Source organism: Pantoea sp. BJ2 (assembly GCF_040255075.1).
Classification (GTDB): Bacteria; Pseudomonadota; Gammaproteobacteria; order Enterobacterales; family Enterobacteriaceae; genus Pantoea; species Pantoea leporis.
In genome coordinates this window covers 620,116-632,481 of the sequence record NZ_CP158293.1, presented here as the reverse complement: position 1 = coordinate 632,481, position 12,366 = coordinate 620,116, and the positions used below count along the sequence as shown (strand labels likewise).

The 12,366-nt window shown below is 58.0% G+C and carries 12 protein-coding genes and 1 pseudogene; 8 read left to right on the top strand and 5 right to left on the bottom strand.

The window, feature by feature from the left end; all coding sequences use genetic code 11:
* The first annotated feature begins 203 nt into the window (after positions 1-203).
* Both AAF463_RS22425 and AAF463_RS22420 read left to right on the top strand, forming a co-directional pair.
* Positions 204-974 (top strand): transporter substrate-binding domain-containing protein, encoded by a 771-nt coding sequence (locus AAF463_RS22425; protein ID WP_350262136.1) that lies wholly within the window; start codon positions 204-206, stop codon positions 972-974.
* A 73-nt stretch (positions 975-1,047) separates the two neighbouring features.
* A complete protein-coding gene (locus AAF463_RS22420) occupies positions 1,048-2,121 on the top strand; it encodes a DUF2817 domain-containing protein (protein WP_350262459.1) in 1,074 nt (357 codons plus the stop codon).
* On the opposite strand, the gene AAF463_RS22415 is transcribed toward AAF463_RS22420, so the two are convergent.
* Complete coding sequence (locus tag AAF463_RS22415; RefSeq protein ID WP_350262135.1) at positions 2,116-2,886, bottom strand: 2OG-Fe(II) oxygenase; 771 nt, start codon at positions 2,884-2,886, stop codon at positions 2,116-2,118. The two genes, AAF463_RS22420 and AAF463_RS22415, sit on opposite strands and share 6 nt — an antisense overlap.
* Positions 2,887-2,985: 99 nt before the next feature.
* Between AAF463_RS22415 and AAF463_RS22410 the strand changes: the two genes are divergently transcribed.
* Genes AAF463_RS22410 through AAF463_RS22395 form a run of 4 tightly spaced genes read left to right on the top strand, consistent with a single transcriptional unit; the run spans position 2,986 to position 6,563 of the window.
* Positions 2,986-3,885, top strand: coding sequence for a LysR substrate-binding domain-containing protein (locus tag AAF463_RS22410; RefSeq protein WP_137387255.1), 900 nt, complete (start codon positions 2,986-2,988; stop codon positions 3,883-3,885).
* Between the two features lie 58 nt (positions 3,886-3,943).
* Positions 3,944-5,242 carry an SLC13 family permease gene (locus AAF463_RS22405; protein ID WP_350262134.1) on the top strand — a complete coding sequence of 433 codons (1,299 nt, stop codon included), beginning with the start codon at positions 3,944-3,946 and terminating at the stop codon, positions 5,240-5,242.
* A 21-nt stretch (positions 5,243-5,263) separates the two neighbouring features.
* Positions 5,264-6,121: an AraC family transcriptional regulator gene (locus AAF463_RS22400; RefSeq protein ID WP_137387257.1), complete on the top strand. Its 858-nt coding sequence runs from the start codon at positions 5,264-5,266 to the stop codon at positions 6,119-6,121.
* Positions 6,122-6,155: 34 nt separating this feature from the next.
* The gene (locus AAF463_RS22395) at positions 6,156-6,563 is read left to right on the top strand and encodes a DUF2000 family protein (protein WP_110866750.1); all 408 of its coding nucleotides are present in this window, start codon (positions 6,156-6,158) and stop codon (positions 6,561-6,563) included.
* A 135-nt stretch (positions 6,564-6,698) separates the two neighbouring features.
* On the opposite strand, the gene AAF463_RS22390 is transcribed toward AAF463_RS22395, so the two are convergent.
* Positions 6,699-8,021 (bottom strand): amidase, encoded by a 1,323-nt coding sequence (locus AAF463_RS22390; RefSeq protein ID WP_350262133.1) that lies wholly within the window; start codon positions 8,019-8,021, stop codon positions 6,699-6,701.
* 4 nt (positions 8,022-8,025) lie between these two features.
* Positions 8,026-8,847, bottom strand: coding sequence for an MBL fold metallo-hydrolase (locus AAF463_RS22385; RefSeq protein WP_350262132.1), 822 nt, complete (start codon positions 8,845-8,847; stop codon positions 8,026-8,028).
* A gap of 82 nt (positions 8,848-8,929) precedes the next feature.
* On the opposite strand from AAF463_RS22385, the pseudogene AAF463_RS22380 reads away from it, so the two are divergent.
* Positions 8,930-9,401 (top strand): annotated as a pseudogene (locus tag AAF463_RS22380) (LysR family transcriptional regulator).
* A gap of 30 nt (positions 9,402-9,431) precedes the next feature.
* On the opposite strand, the gene AAF463_RS22375 reads toward AAF463_RS22380, so the two are convergent.
* Positions 9,432-10,112, bottom strand: coding sequence for an SDR family NAD(P)-dependent oxidoreductase (locus tag AAF463_RS22375; RefSeq protein ID WP_350262131.1), 681 nt, complete (start codon positions 10,110-10,112; stop codon positions 9,432-9,434).
* A gap of 132 nt (positions 10,113-10,244) precedes the next feature.
* On the opposite strand from AAF463_RS22375, the gene AAF463_RS22370 reads away from it, so the two are divergent.
* A complete protein-coding gene (locus AAF463_RS22370) occupies positions 10,245-11,180 on the top strand; it encodes a LysR family transcriptional regulator (RefSeq protein WP_350262130.1) in 936 nt (311 codons plus the stop codon).
* Here the strand turns inward: AAF463_RS22370 and AAF463_RS22365 are convergent.
* A complete protein-coding gene (locus tag AAF463_RS22365; RefSeq protein ID WP_110866755.1) occupies positions 11,138-12,172 on the bottom strand; it encodes a LacI family DNA-binding transcriptional regulator in 1,035 nt (344 codons plus the stop codon). The genes AAF463_RS22370 and AAF463_RS22365 overlap by 43 nt on opposite strands.
* Positions 12,173-12,366 lie beyond the last annotated feature (194 nt).

Here is a 12,366-nt window from a genome sequence, read left to right as displayed (position 1 = left end):
AGTGTGAGCGAGTTATGACAAAAGAATGACATGCAGCGTATGAGCATTAAGTAAAACTTAATGGGGCATAAATAAAAGCTAACTTATTAACTATTATAAGTATTTGCTCTACTCAAAATCCGTAATTTCTGTAGTGACAACCTGTCCACCATGTTATTAACTCTGCATCCCTTTGTGAATATTTCTGCCTGCCGGAGTTAATAATGAAGAAGAATCTCTCTTTCGCTTTACTGCTTTCGCTGAGTGCTTTCAGCCACGCTTCATTTGCCCAGCAAACCTTGCGTTTCGGCGTTGATCCGACGTTCCCACCGTTTGAATCCAAAGCCAGCGACGGTTCTTTGCAGGGCTTTGATATCGATCTCGGCAACGCGATCTGCGCCCAGGCCAACGTGACGTGCCAATGGGTGCAGATTGGTTTTGATGGCAGCATTCCGGCGCTGCAGGCGAGAAAGTTTGATGCGATTCTTTCGGCGATGTCGATGACGGAGAAACGCCGCGAGCAGGTCGCCTTCAGCGACATGCTTTACGTCACGCCGAGCGCATTGCTCACACCCGCCAAAGCGCCGCTAACGGGAGACATTAACGCGCTGCGCGGCAAAAGAATCGGCGTCGCGCAGGGCACCATTCAGGAAACCTACGCCAAAGCGCAGTGGGCAACCAAGGGGGTGAGTGTGGTTTCTTACCCTAATCAGATGGAGATCTATCCTGACCTGGTGGCGGGACGGCTCGACGCCAGCCTGGCCAATGCGGTTTCGGCAGAACAAGGTTTTCTTAACACGCCAGCCGGCAAAGACTACGTCATCAGCGCCACGCTGGTGGATAAAGAGGTGTTGGGCAATGGCGTGGGCATTGGATTGCGTAAAGACGATGCGGCCAATCTGAAGTTGATCAACAGCGCGCTGGCCGAACTGCACAGCAACGGCACTTACGACCAACTGGCGAAGAAGTACTTCAAATTCAAGGTCTATCCGTAAAATTCATCTGCACGCAAGGTCGCCATTGATGACGACCTTGCCCACCAACCGCACCCACACTCACTCAAAAATCATGACGAACTTACCGCACTACCCAACTCAACGCGCCCGCTTTCTCGCCGCCGTCAAACGGCAAAACGGCGCATTAACGTCCTACGCGCATCCGTTACCCGGTCCGCAGGGCGAGGAACTTTTCACTGACGTAGCGATAATCGGCGATGTCAACGCATCACGGCTGATGCTGGTGATCTCCGGCACGCACGGCGTAGAAGGCTATTACGGTTCCGATTGCCAGATCGCCTGGCTGGATACCTTCAACCTCACGGCGCTGCCGGCGGATACTGCTATCGTGATGCTGCATCTGCTCAATCCGTGGGGCGCGGCGCATTTACGCCGCGTCAATGAAGACAACATCGACCTCAATCGCCACTTTATCGATTTTTCACAGCCCACACCCGCCAATCCCGATTACGCCGCGTGGCATGGCATTTACCACGGCGATCGCGCCCGCGCCGATAAGCTGTTAGCTGACGCGCTCAACAGCGCCGGTTGGCCGGCGATAAAACGCGTTGTGGAAGCGGGGCAATATGGCGCGGTGGACGGTTTCTTCTTCGGCGGCCAACAGCCAGGTTGGTCGTACCGCACGCTGCAAACCATCATCGCCGAACACTTGTCGCAGGCCAAAACCATCATCAGCTTCGATCTGCACACCGGCGCGGGCGCGTGGGGACATCCGATGCTGCTGTCGATTGCCGAGCAGCGTTTTGCCGCACATGACTGGGGCAAGGAGATTTATGGAGAATGGTTAACGCTGCTGTTCACCGGCGCAGGGCGCGACAGCGAAACCGGCGTGACCGCGACGGCTACCGGCTATGTGTCGCAATTTCTGCTGACGTCGCTACCGAAGACGCAGATTTTGCCGCTGGTGGTGGAGTGCGGCACCTATCCTGGCGAGGAGATCCATCGCCGCGTGCGCGACGATCACTGGCTGCATCTGCAAGGCGATCCAGCCAGTGAAAGCGGGCGGGCGATTAAGCAGGAGCTGGTGGAAGGATTCTGGCCCGCCGACGCTGACTGGCGCGCGCTGGTGGCTTTTCGCACCCAGCAGATTTTTGTGCGTGGCTGGCGGGCGTTAATCGATTTATAAGCGTCCGTAAAAGGTCATGCGGGCGGTTTCCGACAGGGCAATACCCGGCTCGGTGTTATACGCTAGCACCGCCAGCATGCGGGTGATATCGCCTTCGGTTGGCGTAACGCGATGCAGCGAATTGCGGCCACGGAACAGCACCAAATCCCCGGCATCAATCGCCAGCGCTTCTACCGGCTGGCGCTGATCCAGCACCGCCGCCACACCGTCGAAATTCATCTCACCGGCATCGGCATCGCGCAGATCTTTCACATACTGGAACACGGCGCCGGCGCGCGGTTTCTGCACCAGCAGCGTGATGGCGAACGACGAGTTATCAAAGTGCCAGCCCAGTTCCTGGCCGTCGGGCGCGTAGTGCAGATTGATCGACGAAAGCGGATCGGCATACGGATAGAGCGCCTCTTCACCCAGCACATCGCACAGGAAGCTTTTGAACAGTTCATCGTTGTAGAGCTGGCGCAGCGGCGAATCGGCGGCAATCACATCATCGGTGATGCAGCCTTTGGTGCTAATGACATCGCGATTACGCGGATGATCGGCGCTGAAAGCCTCATCTTTTTTCATCAGATAAACGTTGTGTTTGCTGGCGGTGTGATACGCCAGATGGCGCTGCGCATCGCCTTCGGCAATGATGGCCTGCAGCGCAGCGGGCTGCAGGAACTGACGCAAAACTAAAGCGCCGTGCTGATTAAGTTGCTCACGGCAGGTGCGACGCCAGTCGGCCTCGGCCAGCGGATGCAGATCGAAACGAATCAAGGCAGACATAGTTTCACTTCTCATGTGTTACAGGTGTGTAAAGACTGTAACTCGCTGATATGTTAATACGTAACGATAAAAATTTAACACATTGCTAAGGAAACCTTAATGCCCGCGCCATCACCACGTTTGCCCAAAATCAGCGTCATTCAATCCTTCAAAGTGGCGGCGGAACTGGGCAGCCTGGCGAAAGCGGCTGCGCAGCTGGCGTTAACGCCAGCCGCCGTGAGCCAGCAAATTCGCCAACTGGAAGAGCAGTTGGGCAGCACGCTGTTTGTGCGCACACAAAGCGGCGTGATGCTGACGGAGATGGGCAAAGAGTATCTGCGTTATGTAACGGAGGCGTTCGACATTCTGCACCTCGGCCAGCAAAACCTGCGCCATGCGGCGTCGGCACCACGATTAACGCTCTATTCGCTGCCGGCGCTGGCGTCAAAATGGCTGCTGCCGAACATCGCGCAGTGGCGCGCGCACTGTCCGGAAATTGATTTATCGCTGCACGGCACCCATACGCAAGTGGATTTCAACGCCACGCCGGCCGATTTCGTCATCTGTTTCGGCGAAGATCGCTATCCGCAGCTGGACAAGCAGCTGCTGTTTCTCGATGAGGTGTTGCCAGTGGCGAGCCCGGCGCTACTGCATCGTTTTGCCGGTATGGATGTGTTGCAGCATGCGCCGCTGATTCAGCTCGACTGGGGCAACGAAGGACGTTTCTTACCTGACTGGCGCAGCTGGTTTCAGACCAAAGGCATTGACGATGCGCCGCCGCAGCCGTCGTTCAGTTTCAATCTTACCTCACTGGCGATTGATGCCGCCGTGGCAGGCGCGGGCTTGCTGCTCGGTCAGCGGCGTTTGATTGCCAACGAACTGGCGCGCGGCGAGCTGGTGGTTGTCGATCCGCTTAGCTTGCCGCTCAGCAAACCCTATTTCCTCGCCTGGCCGCAGCGCTCGCTCAGCCAGCCGGGCAGCGCTGCGCTAATCCACTGGCTCACGCAGCTGGCGGGATAACGTACCCACTCGTAGTTTCGCCCTTTATGGCGATTTGGAAAAGAAAGGGAGTTCACCAATGACCACAGATTTCAACTTCTGGCTCACCGCGCTGGTGGTGGGCATCACCATTTTGCTATGGGCCAGCGCGCGTTTGCCGGAATACGTCACCGCGCTGCTGTTTTTCACGGCGGCGATGTTGCTAAAGTTGGCTCCTGCCAGCAGCATATTCAGCGGTTTTGCCTCGTCGGCGTTTTGGCTGGTGCTCAGCGGATTTGTGCTGGGCGCGGCGATCCGCAAAGTTGGTCTGGCGCAGCGCTGGGCGAACTGGCTGGTGGTGCCGCTTAGCCAAAGCTGGCCGCGTATGATTGCGGGAACTGTGCTGCTGACTTATCTGCTGGCGTTTGTTATGCCCTCAAATATGGGACGCATCGCGCTGCTGATGCCGGTGGTGCTGGCGATGGGCGAACGCGCAGGAATCAAAGCGGGCAGCCGCGGCAGTATTGGCCTGGCGCTGGCAGTGGGATTTGGCACCTTCCAGCTCTCCGCCAGTATTTTGCCCGCCAATGTGCCGAATCTGGTGCTGAGCGGCGCGGCGGAGAGCGCGTATCAGCTGCATCTGCAATGGTTGCCGTGGTGGTTGCTGCATATGCCGGTGGTGGGCGTCGTTAAGGGCTTGTTGTTGACAGGTTGCCTGCTGTTTCTGTTTCGCGCGCAGCCCAAAGCGGTCCACCAGCGCGACAGCTTAACCGCGCTTAGCCGCAGCGAATGGCGCTTGATTGGCCTGCTTGCGATCACCTTGTTGCTGTGGATGACCGACAGCGTGCACGGCTTACCGGCTGCGTGGGTGGGATTGGCGGCAGCCTGTATCTGTTTATTGCCGCGCGTAGGTTTTATCTCCAGCGAGGACTTTGCCAGCGGGGTAAATTTCCGCACCTGCATTTACATTGCCGGGATTCTTGGCGTCGCCACGCTGGTAGTGGATTCAGGCCTGGGACGGATGATCGCCAATGCGTTGCTTAACGTGTTACCGCTGCACGAACACCCATCCTTCAGCAATTTCGCGGTGCTCAATGCGCTGGTTTCGCTACTGAATTTTGTGCTTACCGCCAACGGCGTACCGGCGATGGTGACGCCGATGGCACAAGAACTGGCGAACGCGTCTGGCTTTCCGCTGCTCACCGTAATCATGTTGCAGGTATTTGCCTACGCGACGCCGCTGCTGCCGTATCAGGCATCGCCGGTGGTGGTGGCGATGGGACTTGGCAACGTTCCGGCGAAGGCCGGTTTACAGCTGTGCGCACTGATTTTTCTGCTTAGCGCGGTGTTGCTGTTACCGCTGGATTATCTGTGGTTTCGGCTGCTAGGCTATGCCTGATGTGTTTGCCAGAGATTGCCTATGCCAGCCAATAATGATTGGGTTGATTTTCGTCGTGATGATGAGACCGGAATTGAAAGCGTCAACGCGCACTTTCGCGGACACGCTTACGATCCGCACGATCACGACGAACTGCTGGTGGGCGTGACGCAACAAGGTTTGCAACGTTTTAACTGCCATCGTTCGCTGCACACCAGCACGCCGGGCCGGGCGATTTTGATTGAACCGGGTGCGGTCCACGATGGCCATGCGCCGGACGCCGAGGGTTTCACTTACGTGATGCTCTATCTGCCGCAAAGCTGGGTGGCGGAGATGATGCAGCGTCGCGGGTTGGGTGATGTGTCGAATATCGAAGGCGCTTTCCGCCACACGTTGACTGACGATGCGCTGTTAGCCAGCGCCATTCAGCAAGCCTGGTTTGCCGTACATCAGGGTGAAGGGCGGTTGGCGCGCGATCAAAGCCTCGATCATTTGCTCACCCTGCTGTCACGCCATCTGGATACCAAACCCAGCCTGCAGCACAGCGAAGCGATGCGTCAGATGCAGCTGCTGCGCGACTATCTGCACGATTTTATGGCGCAGGATATTGGTCTGGATGAGCTGTCGCGCCTTTCCGGCATTGATCGATTTCGCCTGACGCGCCAGTTCAAACAGGCGTTCGGCCAATCGCCGCATGCCTATCTGGTACGTTTGCGTTTGCGCAGCGCGCGCACGTTGCTGGCGCAGGGCATTGAGCCGGTGCAGGTGGCGGCGCAGGTTGGATTTGCCGATCAAAGTCATTTGGGCCGTTGGTTCCAGCGCGCCTATCGCATGACGCCCGCCGCTTATCAACGTCAGTGCACAAACGTTCTATACGCTTCCCCGCCTGCTCTTAGATGATGAGGTTTTCGTTGTCATTGGAGAGTTGTTGCAGATGTTTGATACCAAAATCGCCCTGATCGTACGTGATGATTTAGCCACCTGGCAGCGCCTGAATGTGGTGGCGTTCCTCGCTACCGGCGTGGCGTCCGCCGCCCCCGAGATGATGGGCGAACCTTATATTGATGCCAAAGCGCGACAGTACGGCAACATGGCGGGCCAGCCGATGCTGGTGTTTGCCGGGGATTTAGCCGGTTTACAGCGTGCGCACCGTCAGGGACTGGAGCGCGAGTTAACCATTATTCCTTACGTGGAAGCGATGTTTTCCACCGGTCACGATGCGGCGAACCGCGAAGTGTTTATGGCGGAGGATGCTGATCATTTGAATCTGGTCGGCATTGCGCTGCGCGGCCCGAAGAAGGCGGTGGATAAGGCGATTAAGGGATTGGCGTTGCACGGGTAAAGCACGTTTTCCCTCACCCTAACCCTCTCCCGCAGGCGGGAGAGGGAACCGAATGTGCGGCTTAGTAGATGATCATTCGCTCCACCTGGTCATTCCCTCTCCCGCTTGCGGGAGAGGGCCAGGGTGAGGGCGCTACTAAACAAACTTATCCGCCGCGCTCAGCAACAAATCTTCCCGCCCACGCAGCGCCAGCAGCTCCAGCCCAATCGGCAAACCTGCGGCGCTGAATCCCGCTGGAATGCTGATCGCCGGTGCGCCGGTCACCGCTGAAATCAGCGCGTTGCTGCCTTCCTGCATCTCACCGTGCTTAACCGGCGCACGGCGCACCACCGGATAAGCCAACAGATTGATCTGCTGCGCGGCGAAAAATTCAGCCAGCTGCAAATACAGATCGCGCTGACGCTGCTGCACCTGCCGGTAACCTTCACTCTCAACGCCCGGATGCTGGGCCCGCGTGGTAAACACCGTTTCCAGCTGCGGATGATAGCGCCCGGACGCCACCACTTCCGCCAGCGTGCGGACCTGCGCCTGCGATTTATCCGCCAGATACGCCGCCAGCGCAGCGGCAAATTCGTAGCCGATGATATTGGCGTCGGCGGCCAACGTCTCCAGCTGCGGATAACTCACCTCACGCGGCGCGAAATCCGCCAGCGCCGCGCGCACCGCCTGATTAATCTCGCCTTCATCGGCAGCAAACCCTTCCAGCCAGATGCCGATGCGCAGCGGCTCATCGCTCTCCGCAAACTGTTGTCCGCTAAGAATTTCAGTCGCTAAACGTAAGTCCGCCGCCGACCGCGCCAGCGGGCCGGGAATATCCTGAGTTGGCGACAGCGGCACAATGCCGTCGGTGCTGATTGCACCGCGCGTCATGCGCAGGCCAAAAAGATGGTTAAACGCTGCCGGAATGCGCACCGATCCGGCGGTATCGCTGCCGATCGCCAGCGGCACGTAACCGGCTGCGACCGCCACGGCGGAACCGCTGCTCGATCCGCCCGGCGAGCGGCCTTCAACCCACGCATTGTGGGTAAATCCGCTTAACGACGACGCGCCGGTAATGCCCGCCGCCAGCTCGTGCATGGCGGTTTTGCCGATCAGAATCGCACCTGCCTTTTTCAGTCGGGTAACCAGCGGCGCATCGTCGCTGGCGATAACCTCACGCAGCAGCACCGAACCGGCGCTGGTTGGCCAGCCCTTCACTTCGATATTGTCTTTAATCAGCACCGGAATCCCTTCCAGCGGTCCCGCCACCTCGCCGCGCTGACGACGCACATCGCTGGCGTCCGCTGCCGCTAAGGCTTGTTCGGCAAACAGCCAGGTGATGGCGTTGTAGCGCGGTTGATCCACCTCGCCAATGCGCTGCAGCGCGAAGGTGGCTAACTGGCGCGCGCTCACCGTGCGCTGGGTCAGCGCCTGCTGTAACTCGTTAATCGAAGCGGTGAGATAATCAGCGTATTGCATCAGGTTAATTCTCCAGCGGAATCCATTGTCCGTAGCGCGTGACGCGTCCGCACGCGCTGCCAGTAAAGTGGGTGCTGAACCAGATTGCCTGATGTTGTGCGCACCAGTCCACCACCCGTTGCCGTGAAGTGACCGCCAGCGCTTTATTCTCGCAAAACAGTGAGTTCCAGTGCGGGTACTGAAACTGGATAGCATTATGCATCACGTCGCCAGCAAAGATGGCCGATTCACCGGCGCTTTCCAGCACAATCGATGCATGATCAACGCTGTGACCGGGCGTGGAGAGATAGCGCAGCACGCCAGCAAACAAAGGTGAATCCTGCACGTTGATAGTCTCAAGCTGGCCGCTCCCGATCAGCGGCAGAATACTGTCGCGATAGAGCTCCTGCGCCGCCGGATTCTGTTGACAGTGCGCCAGTTCCCGCGCCGAGCAGATATAGCGCGCATTCGGGAACATCGGCAGCCATTCGCCATCACGCTGATGCGTATTCCAGCCAACGTGATCGGTATGAATGTGCGTCATCAGCACCAGCGTCACTTCCGCCGGATCAACGCCCGCCTGCGCGAGGTTTGCGGCATACGGCGTGTTCAGCTGGTGAAATAATGGCTTGTTATCGCGATTGCGGCCGTTGCCGGTGGCGGTATCGATAATGATGGTGTGCTCACCGGTGCGCACCACCCAGCTATGAATCGACATTTCGGCGGGCTGCTCAGCTAATTCGTCACTCATTTCCGCGCGATGTGGCGTAAACAGCACGCCCAGCGGGAAGGCGGCGGTTTGTTCGCTCACTTTGGTAATCAGGCAATCGCCGACGCGAATCGTCATGAGGTGCTCCTAAATTTTTTGATGGCAGCGAAGAAGCCTCACTATACTGGCGGCACGATCATTATTTAAATCGATTAGAATCATGCAAAGCATCAACGAAAATGATTTTTCGCGCATCGACCTGAATTTGCTGGTGGTGTTGCTGGTGATGTACGAGGTGCGCAGTGTCACGCAAGCGGCAAATCGGCTCTATCTCGGACAACCGGCAGTGAGCGCGGCGTTAAAACGTCTGCGCGAGATGTTTGACGATCCGCTATTTGTGCGTGCTGGATCGGCAGCTGCAGCAACAAGGTGTGGCGCGGCGCGTGCGCTATGTGACGCCAAATTTCTCCGCGTTGCCGATGCTGCTTAAGCGTTTGCCGCTGTTCGCTACGGTGCCGCAGGGTTTGGTGCCATCCTGGTGCGATTTGTATGACCTGAGCGCCGCGCCAGTGCCGGTCAATATGCCGGATTATGAAGTGTCGCTGCTGTGGCATAACGCGCGTAGCGAAGATGCCGCCAGCCGCTGGCTGCGGGAGAGGCTGCGCGGGCTGATAAAGAGTAAGCCGCTTTGATGAGGTCGCCATAAATGGCGACCTGCACGTTTACCACGGCACCACACGCCCTAAATAATCCAGATAATGAATTCCGCGTCGCCCAGCGTGGCTTTCCATCGTGTTCAGCAAGTTCGGAATGCTCTCCTCAATGGTCAAACGCGCTTCCGGGCCGCCCATATCGGTGCGCACCCAGCCGGGTGCCATCAACAATAACGTGCGCTCGCCGCCGCTACGTACGGCGAAGCTGCGCATAAACATATTTAGCGCCGCTTTGCTGCCGCGATACACCTCGTAATTACCGTTGGTGTTGTTGGTCAAACTGCCCTGGCCAGATGACATCACCGCAATAGTGCCGCTGGGCGTAACGCGATCTTTAAAGGTTTCAATCACCCGCAACGGGCTTAGCGCGTTAGTCACCATCACGCGGGTGAACTCTTCGGTGGAAACATCGGCGATGGTTTCGCGGTCATCATTTTTCACCCCTGCGTTGACGAACAGCATATCGAACTGCCAATCCGCCAGCCGCGTATGCAGCGCTGCGACCTGTTCCGGTTCATTGATATCCACGCTTTCCACCGTCAACTGTGCGGGGAAGCGATCGACCAGTTGTTGTAAATTCCCTGTCGAGTTTTCACGTCCGGTGGCGACCACCTGAAAACCGCGCTGCAGCATGGTTTCCGCCAGTGCCAAACCCAGGCCACGCGATGCGCCAATCAGTAATATCTTCATGTTGTTCTCCTTGGTGTTTGCGATAAGAAGAGTGTAGCGCCGGGTTAGGGCAGGCGGAACGCGCAGCACTCGCAGTATTAACCTGCGCCAAACGCCTTGTCTCAAAGTGCGCAATAGGCGAGGATAAAGCGTATGAATGATGCCGATTTGAATCTGTTAATTGCTTTGGATGCACTGCTGATTGAAGGCAGCGTGATTGGCGCTGCGCGTCGCTTGGGCTTAAGCGAATCGGCGATGAGCCGCACGCTGGGACGCTTACGTGCCACCACCGGCGATGCGCTGTTAGTGCGCGCCGGACGCAACATGGTGCTGACACCTTATGCCGAAGCGATCCGCGAGCGCACGCATCACACGGTACGCGAGGCGCGTGCGGTGTTAAGCCCAACGGCGCAGTCGCTGGATCTGCATCAGCTAGACCGCTGCTTCACCCTGCGCACCAATGAAGGGTTCGTCGAAGCCTTTGGCAGCGCGCTCATCGCTGCCGTGGCGCACCAGGCGCCGCACGCGTGGCTCAGTTTTGTGCCCAAGCCGGAGAAAAGCGCGCGCGATTTGCGCGAAGGCAACATCGATCTGGAGATTGGCGTCCTGGCCAATATGGGCCCGGAGATTCGCCTGCAGGCGCTGTTCCGCGATAGCTTCGTTGGCGTGGTGCGCGCCGGGCATCCGCTCACGCAGCAGCTGGATATCACCCAGTTCGCCGCTTTTGGTCATATCGTGGCGTCACGGCGCGGTGAGCTTGGCGGGCCGATTCACGATGCGCTGCAGCAGGCAGGATTAACCCGCAAGGTGGCGGCGGTGGTAGCGGCATTCTCCAGCGCGGTGGCGCTGGCGCAGGAATCGGATCTCGTCGCGTTGGTGCCGCGTTCGCTGTTTCTGCATCATCCGTTGATCAAAAACAGCACCCGCTTAGCGATGTTTGAACTGCCGTTCGCCACGCCAGAAATGACAGTGTCACAACTGTGGCATCCGCGACTGGAAAACGACGCGGCGCATCATTGGTTACGCGGCGTGGTAAAAAATGTTTGTCAGCCGCCGCGCACCGAACCACGCCACACCACATCGGCCTGATACAGCAGGCTGTCGTGCTGCTGTTCAACTTGCGGCGTGAAGCCGGTTTCCTCCTGCTCGGTTTGTATCAACCATTTCACCGCGTCCTGCGCGAACTGCTCAACCGGCTGGGAAAACGTGGTGAGATTGTAGGATGACCAGCCGGCCTGCGCGATGTTGTCGTAACCGATCAAACAGAGATCTTCCGGCACGCGCAGCGCAAAGCGGTGGCGCGCTTCATCCATAAAGCCGCAGGCCACCAAATCGGTGACGCAAAACACGCCGTCCGGTCGCTGATGACGCGTTAGCAAGCGGTGCGCCAGAATCTGCCCACTCTCGTAAGAGGTGGTACCAAAACGTTCGATGGTCACGGTTAATCCCGCCCGTTCGGCCGCCAGCACAAAGGTGTCTTCACGCTTTTTCAGGCTCGGCGTGCCCGCCAGCGAATTGGCAAATGCCAGATGCTGACAACCGGCGCGCTGAAACGCCATTACCGCCGTTTGCGCGGCGCTTTCGGCATCGAGATTGATGCTAAGCGAGCCCGGCAACGCTTCATCACGGTTGATCAAAATGATGCGCTGGCCGTGTTTATAGCATTGGCGCGTGATGGTGCGATCCGGCATGCCGGAGAGAATGATTGAGGCATCGGCGCGGAAATTAATCGCCTGCTGCAGCGCCGCCGAAACGCTGTTATCCGAGCGATCGGTGTTGATCAGCATCGCCACTTTGCCCGCTTCCTGCAAAAACTGCGTCAGCCAGCGCACCAGACTGGCGCGATAGGGCGTGGCGATTTCCGAGACGATCAGGCAGACAATGCTGCTGCGATTACGCACCAGACCGCGTGCCAGATGATTGACGTGATACCCCAACTCTTCCGCCGCCTTCATCACCCGTTCTCGCGTTGCCGGTGACACGCTGGCGCCCGGCGTAAACGCGCGCGACACCGCTGAGCGCGATACGCCCGCGCGTTCAGCGACATCCTGCGCGCTCACCACCGCTTTCTCATGCTGCATGTTCAACACCTCTTCACAATCTGGCTGCAACTGAGTCTGCCTCAGATTGCAAAGCTGTGCAAACCGCTTTAGCTCTCATTTGTTGCATTTTTGTGACATCGCCTAACAATTGCGCAGCGTGGTGTTTGACAGGACATTTCTTGTTCATTACTACTTTGCACACACGTGCAAGAAAAGGTGCCAATGAAGCACCA